The sequence below is a fragment of the Pseudomonas sp. SWI44 genome (assembly GCF_002947915.1).
In the GTDB taxonomy this organism is placed as follows: Bacteria; Pseudomonadota; Gammaproteobacteria; order Pseudomonadales; family Pseudomonadaceae; genus Aquipseudomonas; species Aquipseudomonas taiwanensis.
Map to the genome: position 1 here is coordinate 5,462,946 of NZ_CP026674.1, position 17,349 is coordinate 5,480,294.

A 17,349-nucleotide genomic window follows, 5' to 3' on the forward strand; every position below is an offset into this window, starting at 1 on the left:
GTTGTGGACAGCGGTCTCGCAATGCTCAGATATGACACCGATCTTTCGAGAACCGTTATGAAAAAGCACTGTTTTTACCAAGGTGGCCGGCTCTCGGCTATCGGTTCCATTGGCCAGATTAGCGTAATCTTTCGAAGTGATTCTTCCCCCCTTGCTGAGCAGCGGGCGGGTGCGCTTGACAAGACCCTGTTACTTTCTACCAGCGCCACAAACTCGATCATGCATGCAGCACGCGCAGTCGTGTACGCCCCTTATGGCCATTTTGATGTGTTAAAGCATGGGGCCATACTGGCATTCAATGGCCAGGTCCGTGACTCAATGACGGCATGTGATCTTTTAGGGAACGGAAAAAGATTATACAGCTCGACGCTTATGCGCTTCTTGTCTCCTGACACCTACAGCCCCTTCGGCTTGGGTGGCATAAATACATATGCGTACTGTGGTGATGATCCGATCAACTTTACGGATCCGAACGGGAATATTAAGTATCGAATAATGAGCGAAAGGGAAAATTCCAAGAGGCTCCGGGATCTCGCGCGAAGGCAAAATTCACGGACTCTTCGGGAGATCGCGGAAAGGCAAAATTCACGGACTGTCTGGGAAATCGCGGAAAGGCAAAATTCACGGACTCCCCGGCAAATCGCGGTTGTCAATCCTATGCACAACGGCGCACCTGTACAGCGACAGGAGCAAACTAGAGCCGTTCAGCAATCGGGCGCATCCACAATAGGCAATCTCAATCGCCTGATGGAAGGCTTTACGCCTGGAGAGCGACAAATGACAGATAGTATTTTGGCCTATGCGCTAGCCAATCATAAATTCGGAAAGCCTCCGACAGAACTATCTAAGGCTATCGTTCCCATCTTCATTGCTCGCCAATTGAGCCTGGAAAATGGGAGTGTAACACCTGTCACCAGAGAGCGATTGTTGCGCGTCTTCACTAATGCAACGCCTGAGGGGCGTGAGCGCAGTGCAAGCATGTTTGAGCAATTAGCCCAAACATCAATTGCTGCTTATCGCGCAAGAGCTAATTTATGAAGCGCGTTCATTGTTCCGCGCAGGTTATGGCACTGGTAACATTGACCTAAGGCGGTCAGCGTTGTTGGGCAACTTCATGGCCCTTTACGGCAGCCTCGGCATTTCAAATTAGAAGCAATAAGCGGTGAATAACTCCCTGTAGGCGCCGGTATATCCCCGCCCTGTTTTTGCCGCCATTGTTCGCACTGCGCAGGGGCTAACTAGAACCCCATCAGCAGGCTGATCAGCATGACCCTCCACTCCACATACAGGTCTAGGGTCTGTATGAAAAGTCTTGAGACGAAGGTCAGGCAAGGCGAAAACAGCCGAGGAGGCGGAGTTTACGGGTTGTAAATGAGCATTCCGCGGCTGTTTTCAATGCATTATCACCGACTTTCAAGGCTTTTCGTACAGAGCCTAACCAAACGCCCGTCAGTTTTGCCCTGGGTCACGTATTCGACGGCCTGACGGCGTGCCGTTTTGGTTGTACAGCTCGTTGGCCTGGGTGGGGGCGGTGACCACCAGGGCGAGGACGCAGGCGAGAGTGTGCCCAAGGGTGTGCTCCCTGTTTTTGTCGTTATTTTTGGGCGTGGTTGTGCCGGCCCTTTCGAGGAGCACCGCGAAAGGGCCGGCACAGGAACGGTCAGAGCTTGATCAACACAGACTTCAGCTCTGTGTAATGCTCGATCGCTGCCGCGCCCATCTCTCGGCCGACGCCGGACATCTTGTAGCCGCCAAACGGCAGCGCCGGGTCCAGCGCGCTGTGGCAGTTGACCCACACCGAGCCAGACTTGATCCGCGGAATCATCCGGTGCACCGCGCCCAGGTCGTTGGACCAGATGCTCGCCCCCAGGCCGTAAGGGTTGTCGTTGGCCATGGCGATCACCTCATCCAGGTCATCGAACGGCATGGCGACCAGCACCGGGCCGAATATTTCTTCCTGCACCAGGCGGTGGCGCTGGTCCACATCGACGATCACGGTCGGCTTGACGAAGTAGCCCGGCCCGAAACCTTCACCGCCGCAGGCGATGGTCGCACCCAGTTCACGGCCCAGTTCGATATAGCCGGTGACCCGGTCCTGTTGCTTGGCGGAGATCAGCGGGCCCATCTGTACCGCCGGGTCCAGACCATTGCCAAGTTTCATGCCGTTGGCTATTCCGGCGATGTCGGCCACCACGTTGTCGAAGTGCTTGCGGTGCACGTACAGCCGCGAACCGGCGCAGCACACCTGGCCTTGGTTGAAGAAGATCGCGGTGGCAGCGCCAGCGGCGGCTTCCTGCAGGTCGGCATCGGGCATGACGATGGTGGGTGACTTGCCGCCGAGCTCTAGGGTGACGCGGGTCATGTTGTCCATGGCCGCCTTGCCGATCAGCTTGCCCACCTCGGTCGAGCCGGTGAAGGTCAGCTTGTCCACGCCAGGGTGTCGGCTAAGGGCGGCGCCGGCATTCAGGCCGGTGCCGGTTACGACGTTGAGCACACCAGCAGGATAGCCAGCTTCATCCACCAACTCTGCGAGTTTCAGGGCAGTCAGCGGCGTTTCGTCGGCAGGCTTGAGCACCACGGTGCAGCCGGTAGCCAGGGCTGGGCCGAGCTTCCAGCAGGCCAGCAAAAGCGGGAAGTTCCAGGCAACGATGGCACCGACCACGCCCACTGCTTCGCGGCGGATGAAGCCATGAAACTGATCGTTGGGCATCAGCGGCATGGACGCCTCGACGGTACTACCCTCTATCTTGGTAGCCCAGCCAGCCATGTAGCGCAGGAAGTCGATGGCCAATTGCACGTCCATCACCTTGGCAACCACCGCGCTCTTGCCGTTGTTCAGGCATTCAAGCTCGGCCAGTTGCTGCGCGTCGCGCTCCATCAGGTCGGCCAGGCGCCACAGCAGGTTCTGACGCTCGCGCGGGCGCATGCGGCTCCATGGCGAATCATCGAAGGCCTGGCGGGCGGCCTGCACGGCACGGTCGACGTCGGTAGCATCGGCGGCTGGCACTTCGCCTAGGATTTCCCCGGTGGCCGGGTTGCGAAAGGAAAGCGTCTGGCCACTGGCGGCGTCCTGCCAGTCGGCGCCGATGCGCATCTTCAGCTTGCGTTCGAGGAAGGCGCGGGTAGCAGGCAGGATGGGCAGTTCGCAAAGCATGGGGCTGAGCCTCTTGTCATTGGATGTGACGGGCACTGGCGCAATGGCCATGCCAAGCTCGCCCCGTGTGCGCAAGGGCCTGAAATGCCTAGGGTTTGTCGCGCTGCACGCGAGGGGGTGCGCCGTTGCGCTGTTGCACATTGAGACGCTGTGAGACGGTTGTGAAACAGTGACTGTCGCGCTTGCCCGAGCAAGTGCGCGCTCGCAGGTACCTGACTGGCCCTTGGACTCGTGGCCGCGGGCTGGGATCGCGCGCGCCCCGCCCGCCAGGCCCTGTCTCAGGATGAAACACCGTGTCGCGAAATGGCACGCTGCGCTTCAGGCGGCAATCCCTCGAGTTGGCCGTGCAAACTGTCCAACCGCCTGAAATTCAACGTTTTTGCGTGACCTGGCATAGTTTCTGTATCGCAACCGATACATGCACACCTGTTGTACCAAAGCGTGCGAAAACCATAAGAAAAACACCGTGGAGGTCTGACCTTGAAGACGACTCGACTCCGGCGGCATGCGGGTAAGCTGGCACTGGTTGCCGCCGCACTGCTGAGCACCCAGGCCATGGCGGCCGAGCAGGGCCCGAGCCTGTTACAGAACAAGTGCATGGGGTGCCATATCCCCGAAGGCAACGACACCTACAGTCGCATCAGCCACCAGCGCAAGACTCCGGAAGGCTGGCTGATGAGTATCGCCCGCATGCAAGTCATGCACGGCCTGCAGATCAGCGATGACGATCGCCGCACCCTGGTCAAGTACCTGGCCGACAAGCAGGGCCTCGCCCCGAGTGAAACCGACGGCGTGCGCTATGCTATGGAACGCCGGCTCAACACCGTCGAGCACTTCGACGAACAACTGAGCCAGACCTGCGGTCGCTGCCACTCCGGTGCCCGGGTGGCCTTGCAACGTCGTCCCGCCCAGGAATGGGAGCACTTGGTCAACTTCCACCTCGGACAATGGCCGTCCTTGGAATACCAGGCCCAGGCCCGTGACCGCGACTGGCTGGAAATCGCCCTCAAGCAAGTGGTGCCAGACCTGGCCAAGCGCTTCCCGCTTGAGAGCCCCGCTTATGCGGCATGGGAAAAGGCCAAGCCCAAAGCCGATACGCTTCAGGGACAATGGGCGTTTAGCGGCCATATGTTGGCCAAAGGTGATGTACGCGGCGTGATGACGGTCACCCCCGACCAAGGTGACACCTTCAAGGTCGACGTCAAAGGCGCCTACGCCGATGGCACGCCATTCAATGGCAGCGGCTCGGCGATCCTCTACAACGGCTACGAATGGCGCGGCAACGTAAAGGTCGGTGACAGCCACCTGCGTCAGGTGTTCGCGGCGCTGGATGGCGAAATGAAAGGCCGCATGTTCGAGGCCGAACACGACGAGCGCGGCCTGGACTTCAGTGCCGCCCAGGCGGGCAAGGCGCGTCTGCTGGCCGTGCAGCCGGCCTTCATCAAGGCCGGTACCGAACAGGAAGTCACCCTGGTAGGCAGTGACCTTGCTGGCAAGCCGGACCTTGGCGCAGGTGTACAGGTGACCGAGGTGCTGGAGTCGACTCCAACGTGGGTTCGAGTCAAGGCGCGAGCCGCGGCCGATGCCACGCCTGGCCAGCGCGAAGTGACCGTGGGTGCGCTCAAGGGCGCAAGCCTGGCGGTTTACGACAAGGTCGACGAAGTGAAGGTCGTGCCGGCGTTTTCCATTGCCCGTATCGGCGAGAACGGCGCTTCGGTGCCCAAGGTTCAGGGGCGCTTCGAGGCCGAGGCCTGGGGCAAGGACGCCAGTGGCCAGCCGCTGCGCATCGGCTACCTGCCGGCGAAGTGGAAGGTCGAGCCGTTCAACGAACGCGCGATCGAGGACGAAGACGTGAAGTTCGCCGGCACCATGCAGGCTGACGGTGTGTTCGTGCCGGGAGGCGCAGGCCCCAACCCTGCGCGCAAGATGATGACCAATAACGCCGGCAACCTGAAGGTCATCGCCCAACTCGAAGATGGCGGCCAGCAGGGCGAAGGCCACCTGATCGTCACCGTACAACGCTGGAACAACCCGCCGTTGCCTTAAGGGCTGTGGCGGACGCGTATTCCAACGGATCGATTATCGGGAGGTTGCCATGGGCGCACTACTGAACCTGGTCGAACGCAACCTGCACGAAGTGCAGGTCGATGCCGACCGTATGTTGTTTCACATTCCCAGTAGCTCTTTGTTCACCGCGGATGCGGTGACTGGCGGCATCATCGATGCCTTGCGCCAACGAGGCTGCTCGGCCGAAGAGCTGATGCAGCGGCTTGGCCAGCAGTTCGCCGGGCAGGATATCGAAGAGACCCTACGGGAGTTGATCGCCTTGGAAGTGGTCAGCGACGGCTCGCCGCTGACCCCGGAGATCGCCCTCAAGCAGGTCGAGCGCACGGCGCTGAACACTGTGGTACTGAATGTCAACACCGGTTGCAATCTAAGTTGCACCTACTGCTACAAGGAAGACTTGGACAAACCCTCGGCTGGGAAGAAGATGAGCACGGCCACCGCCGAGGCCTCGGTGGAAATGCTGCTCACGGAATCGCCCAACGAAGAGCGCTACAGCGTGGTGTTCTTTGGCGGTGAGCCGCTGTCCAACAGGCCATTGATCGAGCACATGGTGGGCTACTGCGAGCGGCGCTTCGCCGAGGCCGGCAAGCAGGTGGAGTTCATCATGACCACCAACGCCACCTTGCTGACCGAAGAGATCGTCGACTGGCTCAACGCCCACCGCTTTGGTCTGTCGGTGAGCATCGACGGGCCAAAGACCGTGCACGACCGTAACCGCATCACCGTGGGCGGGCAGGGTACCTACGACGTGGTGCGACGCAAGGTCGACATGCTGCTGTCGCGTTACCACAGCCGCCCGGTGGGTGCGCGGGTGACCTTGACCCGTGGCATCACCGACGTCGAGACGATCTGGAACCACCTGTTCAACGAGCTGGGTTTCGCCGAAGTCGGTTTTGCGCCGGTCACCTCCGGAGACATGGCAAGCTTCAACCTGACCAGTGACGAACTGGTGGAGGTCTTCGCCAACATGAAGGCACTGGGTCGACGCTACCTTGAGGCGGCACTGGCGCATCGCAACATCGGCTTCTCAAACCTGCACCAACTGATTACGGACATCCACGAAGGCCACAAGAAGGCACTGCCGTGCGGCGCCGGGTTGAAGATGCTGGCCGTCGACCACGAAGGCGAGCTGAACCTGTGCCACCGCTTCACCGGCTCCAGCCTGCCGACCTTTGGCAATGTGCACCAGGGGGTGAAGCAGGCGCAGCTCAACGACTTCCTCTCCCAACGTCTGGACCGCAGCAACACGGGCTGCGACAGCTGCCGTATCCGCAACCTGTGCTCCGGCGGTTGCTACCACGAAAGCTATGCCCGCTACGGCGACCCGCAGCACCCGACCTATCACTACTGCGAGCTGATGCGTGACTGGGTCGACTTCGGCATCGAGGTCTACAGCCGCATCATGGCCGTCAACCCGGCCTTCATCGACCGCTACATCACTCCGCGGAAGGCGCACTGACATGAAGCATTTGAAGCCCCTGAACAACAAGGCACGGATTCTCGAACAGGCTGCCGCCGAAGACCGCGTCGAAGAAGTCATGGCCATGAGCGCGGTGGCCGGCTGCACCGCCACCACCGACCCGGGCTGGGAAGTGGACGCCTTTGGCGGCGTGAGCTCGCTGTGCCAGCCCATGGAAGCCGACCTGTATGGCTGTTCCGACCCTTGCTGGTGGCCCGCCCAGGTGCCGGACATGATGAGCACCTACCAGGACTGGAACGCCCAGGCGAGCAACTCCCAGGAAGACTGGCGCAACCTCGGCACCGTGTTCCCGAAAGACAAGTGACGGTCCAACAAGAATGACAAGGGGAAACCGCATGAAAGCTGGACGCTGCGCGCAACTCGCGCTCACCATCGCCGCTATGACCTGCGCCTGGGCAGCCCAGGCCGAAGACACCGGCCCCGCCTTGAAGGCTGGCCATGAATACCTGATCGCCACCAACTACCCGAACAACCTGCATGTGGTGGATGTCGCCAGCGACACACTCTACAAGAGCTGCCGCATGCCTGACGCCTTCGGCCCAGGCACCGCGATGATGGCACCGGACAACCGCACCGCCTACGTGCTGAACAACCATTTTGCCGACATCTACGGCATCGACCTGGACACCTGCAAGACCACCTTCCACGCCAACCTATCCAGCGTGCCGGGCGAAGTCGGCAAATCGATGTACTCGTTCGCCATCAGCCCTGACGGCAAAGAGGTGTATGCCACGGTCAACCCGACGCAGCGCCTGAACGACCACTACGTGGTCAAGCCGCCGCGCCTTGAGGTATTCCGTACAGCTGATGGCCTGGAGGCCAAGCCCGTGCGCACCTTCCCGATGCCACGCCAGGTCTACCTGATGCGCACCGCCGACGATGGCAGCCTGTTCGTGGTCGGGCCGGACCTCTACAAGATGGATGTCAACACGGGCAAGTACGAAGTGGCGTTGCCGCTGCGCAATTGGAACCGCAAGGGCTACAGCGCTCCGGACGTGCTGTATTTCTGGCCGCACCAAAGCGCCCGGCATGAGTTCTCGATGCTGTACACCATCGCCAAGTTCAAGGATGAGAAGCAGGACCCCAACACCGCGGAGTTGCTGTATGGCTACCTGAGCGTCGACTTGAAGACGGGCAAGCGTCATACCGCTGAGTTCGCCGACCTGACGGAGCTGTACTTCACCGGCTTACGCTCGCCGAAAGACCCGAACCAGATGTACGGCGTGCTCAACCGCCTGGCCAAGTACGACATCAAGCAGCGCAAGCTGATCAAGGCGGCGAATCTGGACCACACTTACTACTGCGTGACCTTCGACAAAAAGGGCGACAAGTTGTACCTGGGCGGCACCTTCAACGACCTGGCGGTGTTCAACCCGCAAACCCTGGAAAAGGTGAAGAACATCAAGTTGCCCGGTGGCGACATGTCCACCACCACGCCTCAGGTGTTCGTCCGTTAAACCGGCGTCGCCACGCCGGCTCCTGCATCGCTCTCCTGCACGAGCCGGCTTGCCTGCGAAAGCGCCGGTCCAGTCATTACAAGAACAACAAGAGAACTGCCCATGCCCCAGCCAAGCTACTCACAGGGCAACCCGGACAAGGCCCTGCTCGACCAATGCATCGGCGACGCCTTCGACGCCACCGTCGCCCGCTTCCCCGATCGCGAGGCACTCGTGGTCCGCCACCAGGCCCTGCGCTACACCTGGCAACAGCTGGCTGACGCGGTCGATCAGCATGCCCGCGCGCTCATGGCCCTTGGTGTGCAACCTGGCGATCGCTTGGGCATCTGGGCGCCCAATTGCGCCGAATGGTGCATCACTCAGTTCGCCAGCGCCAAGGTCGGTGCCATTCTGGTCAATATCAATCCGGCCTATCGCTCCAATGAACTGGACTACGCCCTGGGCCAGTCTGGCTGCCGTTGGGTAATCTGCGCGGACGCCTTCAAGACATCCGATTACCACGCCATGCTGCAGGGCCTGATCCCGGGCCTTTCCCATGGGCAGCCGGGTGCGCTGATCTGCGAGCGCTTTCCCGACCTGCGCGGTGTCGTGAGCCTGGCGCTGTCGCCGCCTCCAGGTTTCCTGGCCTGGCATGACCTGCAAGCCCGCGCCGAAGCCATCAGCCGCGAAGCCTTGGCCGAGCGGCAGGCGCAATTGCAGTGCAACGACCCGATCAATATCCAGTACACCTCTGGCACCACAGGCTTCCCCAAAGGCGCCACGCTCAGCCACCGCAACATTCTCAACAATGGCTACATGGTCGGTGAAAGCCTGGGCCTGACCGAACACGACCGCCTGGTGGTGCCGGTGCCTTTGTATCACTGTTTTGGCATGGTCATGGCCAACCTCGGCTGCATGACCCATGGCAGTGCCCTGATCTACCCCAACGACGCCTTCGACCCCCTGGCTACGCTGCGGGCAGTGGCGGAAGAAAAGGCCACCGCACTGTACGGTGTACCCACCATGTTCATCGCCGAACTCGACCACCCACAGCGCGGCGAATTCGATCTGTCGAGCCTGCGTACCGGCATCATGGCTGGGGCCACTTGCCCGATCGAGGTAATGCGTCGGGTAATCGACCAGATGCACATGGCCGAAGTGCAGATCGCCTACGGCATGACCGAGACCAGCCCGGTGTCGCTGCAGACTGGCGCCGATGACGATCTGGAACGGCGGGTGACCAGTGTCGGGCGCACCCAGCCGAGGCTGGAGAACAAGATCATCGATGCCGAGGGCAGCACCTTGCCCCGTGGTGAGATCGGCGAGCTATGCACCCGTGGCTACAGTGTGATGCTGGGTTACTGGAACAACCCCAAGGCCACTGCCGAGAGCATCGACGCCGAGGGCTGGATGCACACGGGTGACCTGGCGGTGATGGACGAGCAGGGCTACGTGCGGATCGTCGGGCGCAGCAAGGACATGATCATTCGCGGGGGAGAGAACATCTACCCGCGTGAGCTGGAGGAGTTTTTCTTCACCCACCCAGCGGTTGCCGATGTGCAGGTGATCGGGGTCCCGTGCAAGAAGTATGGTGAAGAGATCGTTGCCTGGGTGCGGTTGCATCCAGGGCATATGGCCACCGAAGACGAGTTACGCGAATGGGCGAGGGCGCGGATTGCCCACTTCAAGGTGCCCAGGTACTTCCGCTTCGTCGATGAGTTTCCGATGACGGTCACCGGTAAGGTGCAGAAGTTCAGGATGCGTGAGATCAGTGTCGAGGAATTGGCGCTGGAGTGAGTCCGTGCAGTTTGCGCTCTGGCGTGGGGCTTGTGGAAACCGGGGTTGCCGTGTGGCACCGGCTTGGCCGGTGATCGCTGGCGAGCCCGCTCCTACAAAGTCCGCTTCAGCAGATTCGGGCTGTTGAAGTTGCTCAACCTTGGATCCTCTTCCGCGCAGTCCAGCCCTTCAATCGACTGGCGCATCAGCGCTCTCTGCAAACTCCGCTCACCTGCTGCCCAGGCTTGTTCGAGCAAGGGTAATACCCGGCGCGGCAGGACGCTGAACATTGGCTGCCAGAACCCACCCTGGCGAACCATCGCGCAGCGGTCATGCTGCACGGCCAATTTGCGCAGGTCGTCGATCAGTGCCTGGTCGACCAGCGGCGCGTCGCAGGCCAGCACCACCACCCACTCATGACGTGCCTTTGCAAGCCCAGCGATCACCCCGGCCAGGGGGCCGGGGAAATCCGGGTCTGCATCGCCAACCAGTTGGTTGGCATAGGCCCGGTAGGTGTCCTGATTGCGATTGCAGGAAATCACCAGGTCATCGCTGAGAGGCCGTACCACGCGCTGCACATGCGCTACCAGCGGTTCGCCCTGCCAGTCGACCAGGCCCTTGTCGCGGCCGCCCATGCGTTGGCCACGGCCGCCGGCGAGGATGAGGATGGAGCAGGGGGGCAGTGCGTCTGGCATGAAAAAGGGTTCCGGGCAGTCGATGCCGGGAACCCTCTCATTCAACGGGCTGCTTGTCCAGTCAGGTTTCGTCGGTCAACAGCTTGCCCTGGATGGCGCTGCCGCGCCCGGCCAGACGCATCACCACCACGAAGAACACCGGCACGAACACCACCGCCAGGGTGGCACTGAGCATGCCGCCGATCACTCCGGTGCCGATGGCCTGCTGACTGGCCGAGCTGGCGCCGGTGGCGATGGCCAGGGGCACCACGCCGAGGATGAACGCCAGGGAGGTCATGACGATGGGGCGCAAGCGCAGACGGGCAGCCTGAACCGCAGCGTCGACGGCATCATGCCCCTGGTCGACCAGGCTCTTGGCGAACTCGATGATCAGGATGGCATTTTTGGCCGACAAACCGATCAGGGTGATCAAGCCGACCTTGAAGAACACGTCGTTGGGCATGCCGCGCAGGGTCACCGCCAGCACCGCCCCTAGCACACCCAGCGGCACCACCAGCAACACCGCGGTGGGGATCGACCAGCTTTCGTACAGTGCGGCCAGGCACAGGAACACCACCAGCAACGATAACCCCATCAGCAAGGGGGCCTGGCTGCCGGACAGACGCTCCTGCAGCGACAGGCCGGTCCATTCCAGACCCGTACCCACGGGCAACTGGGCTACCAGGCGCTCGATTTCAGCCATCGCTTCACCCGAGCTGTAACCGGCCGCCGGTTCGCCTGAGATCGACACCGCCGGGTAACCGTTGTAGCGGGTCAGTTGCACGGGTCCGCTGACCCACCTGGCCTGGACGAAGGCAGCCAGAGGTACCATCTTGCCACTGCTGTTGCGCACATGGATGTTCAGCAGGTCTTGCACCTGACTGCGCCGGTCGCCTTCGGCCTGTACCACCACGCGTTGCATGCGTCCCTGGTTGGGGAAGTCGTTGACGTAGTTGGAACCCACCGCGGTATCCAATACCGAGCCAATGTCGGCAAACGACACACCCAGGGCATTGGCCTGGCGGCGGTCGATTTCCAGTTGCACTTGTGGGCTTTCAGCCAGCGATGACTCGCGGACATTGGTCAGCACCTTGCTCTTGGCTGCGCCGGCCAGCAACTGGTCACGGGCTGCCATCAGCTCGCCATGACCGATGCCACCTCGGTCCTGCAGGCGGAACTCGAAACCCGTCGACTCGCCCAGGCCATCGATGGGCGGTGGCAGCACCGAGAAAGCGATCGCGTCCTTGATCTGGCTGAAGGCCACGGTTGCACGGTCGGCAATCGACTGGGCGCTGTCGTCACTCCCTCGCTCGGACCAGTCCTTGAGCGTGGTGAAGGCTAGCGCGGCATTCTGCCCGCTACCTGAGAAGCTGAAGCCGAGGATCACCGTGGTGTTGCCCACCCCTGGCTCCTGAGCGTTGTGGGCTTCGATCTGCGCTGCCACCTGCTCGGTGCGCATGCGGCTGGCACCGGGTGGCAACTGAATGTCGGTAATGGTGTAGCCCTGGTCTTCGGTGGGCAGGAATGCGGTGGGCAATTGGCTGAAACCATAACCCAGAACCGCCAGCAGCGCGCCATAGACCAGCAGATAACGGCCGCTGCGTTTGAGCGCCGCCATTACCCAGCGTTGGTAGCCTTCGCTTGTCGCTTCGAAGCGACGATTGAACCATCCGAAGAACCCCTTGCGCTCAGGATGCCCGCCCTTGGCCACCGGTTTGAGCAGTGTCGCGCACAGGGCCGGTGTGAGGCTCAGTGCCAGGAATGCCGAGAACAGGATCGACACCGCCATGGACACCGAGAACTGCTGGTAGATCACCCCGACCGAGCCTTTCATGAAGGCCATCGGCAGGAACACCGCCACCAGCACCAGGGTGATACCGACGATAGCGCCGCTGATCTGGCCCATGGCCTTGCGCGTCGCCGCCCTGGGCTCAAGACCTTCTTCAGCCATGATGCGCTCGACGTTCTCCACCACCACGATGGCATCGTCCACCAGGATACCGATGGCCAATACCATTCCGAACAAAGTCAGCACATTGACCGAGAAGCCCATCGCCAGCATCACGGCAAAGGTACCCATCAGCGCCACTGGCACCACCAAGGTTGGGATTAGGGTGTAGCGCAGGTTCTGCAGGAACAGGAACATGACTGCGAACACCAGCAGCATGGCCTCGAACAGGGTGTTGATCACTTGCTTGATCGACACTTTGACGAACGGCGAGGTGTCATAGGGGATGTCGTACCGGACCCCTTCGGGGAAGTAGCGTGACAGCTCCTGCATTTTTGCCCGCACCAGATCGGCAGTCTCCATGGCGTTGGCGCCGGGGGCGAGCTGTACGCTGAAGGCCGTAGCTGGCTTGCCGTTCAGGCGAGTGCCGTACTGGTATTCTTGAGCACCGATCTCAACCCGGGCGACGTCGCCGATGGTCACGCTGGAGCCGTCAGTATTGGCACGCAGCACGATGCCGGCGAATTCTTCCGGCGTGCTCAGCTGGCCCTTGACCACCACATTGGCGGTGATCTCCTGTGTGCCACGGGCGGGCAGGTCGCCGATGCTGCCAGGCGCGACCTGGGCGTTCTGCGCGGCGATGGCGGCGGCGACGTCATTGGGCGTGAGCTGGTAGCCGATCAGCTTGGCCGGGTCGATCCAGATGCGCATGGCCCGTTCGGAGCCATACAACTGCGCCTTGCCGACACCCTTGAGGCGACGGATCTCGTTCATCACGTTGCGCGCCAGGATGTCGGACAGAGCGGTCTCATCCAGGCTGCCGTCCTCGGAGGTGAGGGTCGCGAGCAACAGGAAGCCGGTGGAGACCTTCTCCACTTGCAGGCCCTGTTGGGTGACGGGGCGGGGCAGGCGCGACTCGACGACCTTGAGCCGATTCTGCACGTCGACCTGGGCCATGTCCGGATGGGTGCCGGGCTCGAAGGTGGCGGTGATGGTGGCACTGCCCAGGCTGCTTTGCGACTCGAAGTAAAGCAGGTTGTCGGCACCGTTGAGCTCTTGCTCGATCAGGCTGACCACGCTCTCGTCCATGGTCGCCGCGGAAGCGCCAGGATAGACGGCGTAGATCTCGACCTGCGGTGGCGCCACGTTGGGGTACTGGGCCACCGGCAACTGCACAATCGACAGCGCTCCGGCCAAAAGAATGAACAGCGCCACCACCCAGGCGAAGATGGGGCGCTCAATGAAGAACTGCGGCATGGATCAGGCCCTCACTGGCCGAGGTGTTGGGCAATGGGCTGGGCACCCTGGGGGGCGTCGACTTGCACCTGGTCGCCGGCCTTGATGTGTTGCAGCCCTTCGATGACCACGCGCTCACCAGGGGCCAGGCCTTCGCTGACGACCCAGCGGTCACCTTGGGCGTTGCCCAGCGCGACTTGGCGCTCGCTGACCTGGGACCGTTGGTCGACCACCAGCACCTTCGGTACCCCGGCACTGTCACGCAGGATGGCCCGTTGCGGGACACTGATACCCTTGGGTTGCAGCGCCTGTTCGAGGCGAACGCGCACGTAGCTGCCCGGCAGCAGGTCGAGATCCGGGTTGGGGAACTCGCTGCGTAGGGTGATCTGGTTGGTGCTCGGGTCGACACTGATGTCGGAGAACAGCAACTTCCCCGGCAGCGGGTAGGCGCTGCCGTCGTCCTGGATCAACGTGGCACGGGCCTGGCCATCACCTGCCTGTTGCAGCTCGCCTGCCCGCAAGGCGCGGCGCAGGGCGTTGAGTTCGCGGGTCGACTGGGTGACGTCGGCATGGATCGGGTCCAATTGCTGGATGGTCGCCAGGGGCGTGGTCTCGTTCTGCCCGACCAGTGCGCCCTCGGTGACGAGCGCTCGGCCAATGCGCCCCGAGATAGGGGCGGTGACCGTGGCGTAACCCAGGTTCAGGCGTGCCCGCTCGAGCGCCGCCTTGGCTTCGGCGACCGCCGCATCGGCTTGCAGGAACGCCGCGCGCGCATTGTCGTACTCCTGGCGACTGACGGCCTTGTCGTCGACCAGCTCGCGGTAGCGTTGCTCCTGCAGCCGGGCCTGGTACAAGGTAGCCTGGGCCTTGGCCAGGGTAGCGCGGGCGCTGTCATGGTCAGCCTTGAACGGTGCCGGGTCGATCAGGAACAGCACATCGCCTTGCTTGACGTCGCTGCCTTCGCGGTACACACGCTTGAGCACCACGCCCGCCACCCGGGCGCGAACTTCGGCGGTGCGCGGGGCGAGCAGCCGGCCGCTCAGCTCGGTGCTGACTGCCAGAGGCTGCAGCTGCACGGTTTCCACGCGCACCTGGGGCTTGGGTGTTTGTTCATTGGGTTGCGAGCTGTCGTCGCATCCGGCCAGAGTCAGGGTGACAAGCGCCAGAAGCGCCATGGGGCGCAGGCGCGAAGGGAAAGAAATAGGCATACCGATCTTCCGATGATGAGCGTGCGTATCCTAAGGCAGCCGAGGGCTGGCTGCCTGTTACCAGCTGTAGGGCGAGTGTGAAAAAGTGTGAAGAATGGCCCTGACGAAGCGTAGGATTCTATATCCTGCCTGCCTCTTGTTATGTATCAAAGTGCGTATGCCAAACCTTCTTCTGGTCGAAGACGACAGCGCGTTGTCCGAGCTGATTGCCAGCTACCTCCAACGAAACGACTACCATGTGCAGGTGATTGCCCGTGGCGACCATGTCCTGGACGCATTCCATCAACAAAAGCCCGACCTGGTGATACTCGACCTGATGCTGCCGGGCCTCGATGGCCTGCAGGTGTGTCGCTTGCTGCGCCAGGCCTCGCAGAGCCTGCCCATTCTGATGCTCACCGCCCGTGATGACAGTCACGATCAGGTCTTGGGGTTGGAGATGGGCGCGGACGACTATGTCACCAAGCCCTGCGAGCCCAGGGTATTGCTGGCCCGCGTGCGCACCCTGTTGCGCCGTAGCAGCGTCAACGAGCCGCGCCTGGAAAGTGATCTGATCCAGGTGGGGAGTTTGCGCATCGACCTGGCCGAACGCGCGGTGACGTGGCGGGGCGAAGAAGTGGAACTGTCGAGCGGCGAGTACAACCTGCTGGTGGTGTTGGCGCGCAGTGCCGGCGAGGTGCTGAGCCGCGATCGCATTCTGCAGGAACTGCGGGGTATCGAATTCAACGGCACCGATCGCTCGGTGGACGTCGCCATTTCCAAGCTGCGTCGCAAGTTCGACGACAATGCCGGCGAAGCGCGCAAGATCAAGACCGTTTGGGGCAAGGGATACCTGTTCAGTCGTGTCGAGTGGGAGTGCTGAACCCGCATGCTGAAAATCCTGGTGCGCCTGTACCTAGTGATCATCGTCGCCTACGCCGGTGCCTTGCTGTTGATTCCGGATGCCATCGTCGGACTGTTCCAGGACCGCTTCATGGCCTATAACCTGGAGCAGGCCAAAGGTGTACAGACCTTGATCGTCCGCCAGTTCCAACAGACCCCGTCCGAGCAGTGGCCGACGGTGGAGCGGGACCTGGCCAAGGTGTTCGAGCCGCTCCAGGTCCAATTGCTGCGCAATGACCAGGCGGGCTTGAGCCGCGACGAACAGGCGCGTCTGGCGCAAGGGCTTTATGCGGTGCGTATCGGCGATTGGGGTTACTACGAGACCGTTTTGGCCCCGCTGAACAATGACTGGCTGGTACGCTTGCATGCGCCGCCCGATCCGCTGGACATCAACCTGTTGTCCTGGGGCGTTACCGTGTTGATTGGCGCGGCCATGCTGGGATGCCTGCTGCTGTGGGTGTGGCCGCACTGGCGTGACCTTGAGCGACTCAAGGAGACCGCAAGGTGTCTGGGCCAAGGGCAGATGGCCGAGCGCACGCACATTTCGCCGCATTCCAACATCGGAGAACTGGCGGGAGTGTTCGACACCATGGCCAGTGACCTGGAACGGCATGTGAATCAGCAACGTGAACTGCTGAACGCGGTTTCCCATGAGCTGCGCACGCCGCTGACCCGCCTGGATTTCGGCCTGGTGCTGCTGTTCGATGAAGTGCCGCCAGCCAGTCGCAAACGCCTGCTGGAACTCGTTGGGCATGTGCGCGAGCTGGATGAGCTGGTGCTTGAGTTGTTGTCCTATAGCCGCTTGTACAACGCCGACCAGGCCCGTGAGCGGGTCGAGGTGTCGCTGCTGGAGTTGGTCGACAGCGTGCTGGGCGGTTTTGCCGAGGAGCTGGACGGCCGTGGTATCCAATGGGAAGTGCGCGCAGAGGGCATGTTGCCGCGCTTCGTGCTCGACCCGAGGTTGACCGCGCGTGCGGTGCAGAACCTCGTGCGCAACGCCATGCGTTATTGCGACCAGAGCCTGTTGCTGCGCTTGCGGCAGGAGGAGGACGGGGCCTGCCTGCTGACCGTGGAGGATGATGGCATCGGTATTCCGCCCGAAGAACGCGAACGCATCTTCCAGCCGTTCTATCGCCTGGATCGCAGCCGTGACCGCAACACCGGTGGGTTTGGCTTGGGGCTGGCGATCAGCCGAAGGGCGATCGAGGGGCAGGGCGGGACATTGACCGTGGCGCAGTCGGCGTTAGGGGGTGCGCAGTTCAGGATTCGTCTGCCGGCGTCTTCCTAGGCGAGGAATCCGGGTGAGGTGGGCGGGTCCTGAGCATCCTGCTTGAGGGTGAAGTAGACGGCGGCGCCGCACAGGCCAACCAGTCCCACGCTGGCCACGATGATGTCGCCCAGGACCATGCCGAGGACTAAAACCAACAAACTGAGGCGTGAGAGGGTGGTCATAGCGAGCTCCGTGGCGATTGGTCCGTCCCTGTTCCCTAC

The 17,349-nt window shown here is 62.0% G+C and carries 13 protein-coding genes; 8 read left to right on the plus strand and 5 right to left on the minus strand.

Annotation, left to right across the window (positions count from 1 at the left end; all coding sequences use genetic code 11):
• The first annotated feature begins 57 nt into the window (after positions 1-57).
• On the plus strand, positions 58-1,038 hold the full coding sequence (locus C4Q26_RS25760; protein WP_158664921.1) for an RHS repeat-associated core domain-containing protein: 981 nt from the start codon (positions 58-60) through the stop codon (positions 1,036-1,038).
• A gap of 622 nt (positions 1,039-1,660) precedes the next feature.
• On the opposite strand, the gene C4Q26_RS25765 is transcribed toward C4Q26_RS25760, so the two are convergent.
• Positions 1,661-3,154 carry an aldehyde dehydrogenase gene (locus C4Q26_RS25765; protein ID WP_104883887.1) on the minus strand — a complete coding sequence of 498 codons (1,494 nt, stop codon included), beginning with the start codon at positions 3,152-3,154 and terminating at the stop codon, positions 1,661-1,663.
• A gap of 480 nt (positions 3,155-3,634) precedes the next feature.
• Here C4Q26_RS25765 and peaA point away from each other — a divergent pair, with 480 nt between their 5' ends.
• From peaA to C4Q26_RS25790, 5 genes are all read left to right on the plus strand, one after another.
• Entirely contained in the window at positions 3,635-5,200 is a 1,566-nt protein-coding gene (peaA, locus tag C4Q26_RS25770) for a quinohemoprotein amine dehydrogenase subunit alpha (RefSeq protein ID WP_104883888.1), read from the plus strand.
• Positions 5,201-5,249: 49 nt separating this feature from the next.
• Positions 5,250-6,680, plus strand: coding sequence for a quinohemoprotein amine dehydrogenase maturation protein (peaB, locus tag C4Q26_RS25775; RefSeq protein ID WP_027906928.1), 1,431 nt, complete (start codon positions 5,250-5,252; stop codon positions 6,678-6,680).
• Between the two features lies 1 nt (position 6,681).
• Positions 6,682-7,005 carry a quinohemoprotein amine dehydrogenase subunit gamma gene (gene qhpC, locus C4Q26_RS25780; RefSeq protein WP_023380631.1) on the plus strand — a complete coding sequence of 108 codons (324 nt, stop codon included), beginning with the start codon at positions 6,682-6,684 and terminating at the stop codon, positions 7,003-7,005.
• Between the two features lie 31 nt (positions 7,006-7,036).
• Positions 7,037-8,158: a quinohemoprotein amine dehydrogenase subunit beta gene (gene peaD / locus C4Q26_RS25785; protein ID WP_104883889.1), complete on the plus strand. Its 1,122-nt coding sequence runs from the start codon at positions 7,037-7,039 to the stop codon at positions 8,156-8,158.
• A gap of 102 nt (positions 8,159-8,260) precedes the next feature.
• The gene (locus C4Q26_RS25790) at positions 8,261-9,934 is read left to right on the plus strand and encodes a fatty acid CoA ligase family protein (protein ID WP_104881748.1); all 1,674 of its coding nucleotides are present in this window, start codon (positions 8,261-8,263) and stop codon (positions 9,932-9,934) included.
• Between the two features lie 92 nt (positions 9,935-10,026).
• Here the strand turns inward: C4Q26_RS25790 and mobA are convergent, their stop codons facing one another.
• The 3 genes from mobA to C4Q26_RS25805 form a co-directional block, all read right to left on the minus strand.
• A complete protein-coding gene (mobA, locus tag C4Q26_RS25795) occupies positions 10,027-10,608 on the minus strand; it encodes a molybdenum cofactor guanylyltransferase MobA (protein WP_023380629.1) in 582 nt (193 codons plus the stop codon).
• 61 nt (positions 10,609-10,669) lie between these two features.
• The gene (locus C4Q26_RS25800; RefSeq protein WP_104883890.1) at positions 10,670-13,792 is read right to left on the minus strand and encodes an efflux RND transporter permease subunit; all 3,123 of its coding nucleotides are present in this window, start codon (positions 13,790-13,792) and stop codon (positions 10,670-10,672) included.
• Between the two features lie 11 nt (positions 13,793-13,803).
• Positions 13,804-14,979: an efflux RND transporter periplasmic adaptor subunit gene (locus C4Q26_RS25805; RefSeq protein ID WP_104881750.1), complete on the minus strand. Its 1,176-nt coding sequence runs from the start codon at positions 14,977-14,979 to the stop codon at positions 13,804-13,806.
• Between the two features lie 157 nt (positions 14,980-15,136).
• Here C4Q26_RS25805 and C4Q26_RS25810 point away from each other — a divergent pair, with 157 nt between their 5' ends.
• Positions 15,137-15,838, plus strand: coding sequence for a response regulator transcription factor (locus C4Q26_RS25810; RefSeq protein ID WP_023380626.1), 702 nt, complete (start codon positions 15,137-15,139; stop codon positions 15,836-15,838).
• Between the two features lie 6 nt (positions 15,839-15,844).
• Positions 15,845-17,146, plus strand: a complete 1,302-nt coding sequence (locus C4Q26_RS25815; RefSeq protein WP_027906933.1) for an ATP-binding protein — start codon at positions 15,845-15,847, stop codon at positions 17,144-17,146.
• Here the strand turns inward: C4Q26_RS25815 and C4Q26_RS28180 are convergent.
• Positions 17,143-17,310, minus strand: coding sequence for a hypothetical protein (locus tag C4Q26_RS28180; RefSeq protein WP_167332793.1), 168 nt, complete (start codon positions 17,308-17,310; stop codon positions 17,143-17,145). The two genes, C4Q26_RS25815 and C4Q26_RS28180, sit on opposite strands and share 4 nt — an antisense overlap.
• Positions 17,311-17,349 lie beyond the last annotated feature (39 nt).

Coding starts and splice junctions, on each gene's coding strand:
- C4Q26_RS25815 (WP_027906933.1), top strand. CDS start 15,845: ATGCTGAAAATCCTGGTGCGCCTGTACCTAGTGATCATCGTCGCCTAC.
- peaD (WP_104883889.1), top strand. CDS start 7,037: ATGAAAGCTGGACGCTGCGCGCAACTCGCGCTCACCATCGCCGCTATG.
- C4Q26_RS25790 (WP_104881748.1), top strand. CDS start 8,261: ATGCCCCAGCCAAGCTACTCACAGGGCAACCCGGACAAGGCCCTGCTC.
- qhpC (WP_023380631.1), top strand. CDS start 6,682: ATGAAGCATTTGAAGCCCCTGAACAACAAGGCACGGATTCTCGAACAG.
- peaB (WP_027906928.1), top strand. CDS start 5,250: ATGGGCGCACTACTGAACCTGGTCGAACGCAACCTGCACGAAGTGCAG.
- C4Q26_RS25765 (WP_104883887.1), bottom strand. CDS start 3,154: ATGCTTTGCGAACTGCCCATCCTGCCTGCTACCCGCGCCTTCCTCGAA.
- C4Q26_RS28180 (WP_167332793.1), bottom strand. CDS start 17,310: ATGACCACCCTCTCACGCCTCAGTTTGTTGGTTTTAGTCCTCGGCATG.
- C4Q26_RS25810 (WP_023380626.1), top strand. CDS start 15,137: ATGCCAAACCTTCTTCTGGTCGAAGACGACAGCGCGTTGTCCGAGCTG.
- C4Q26_RS25760 (WP_158664921.1), top strand. CDS start 58: ATGAAAAAGCACTGTTTTTACCAAGGTGGCCGGCTCTCGGCTATCGGT.
- C4Q26_RS25800 (WP_104883890.1), bottom strand. CDS start 13,792: ATGCCGCAGTTCTTCATTGAGCGCCCCATCTTCGCCTGGGTGGTGGCG.
- mobA (WP_023380629.1), bottom strand. CDS start 10,608: ATGCCAGACGCACTGCCCCCCTGCTCCATCCTCATCCTCGCCGGCGGC.
- C4Q26_RS25805 (WP_104881750.1), bottom strand. CDS start 14,979: ATGCCTATTTCTTTCCCTTCGCGCCTGCGCCCCATGGCGCTTCTGGCG.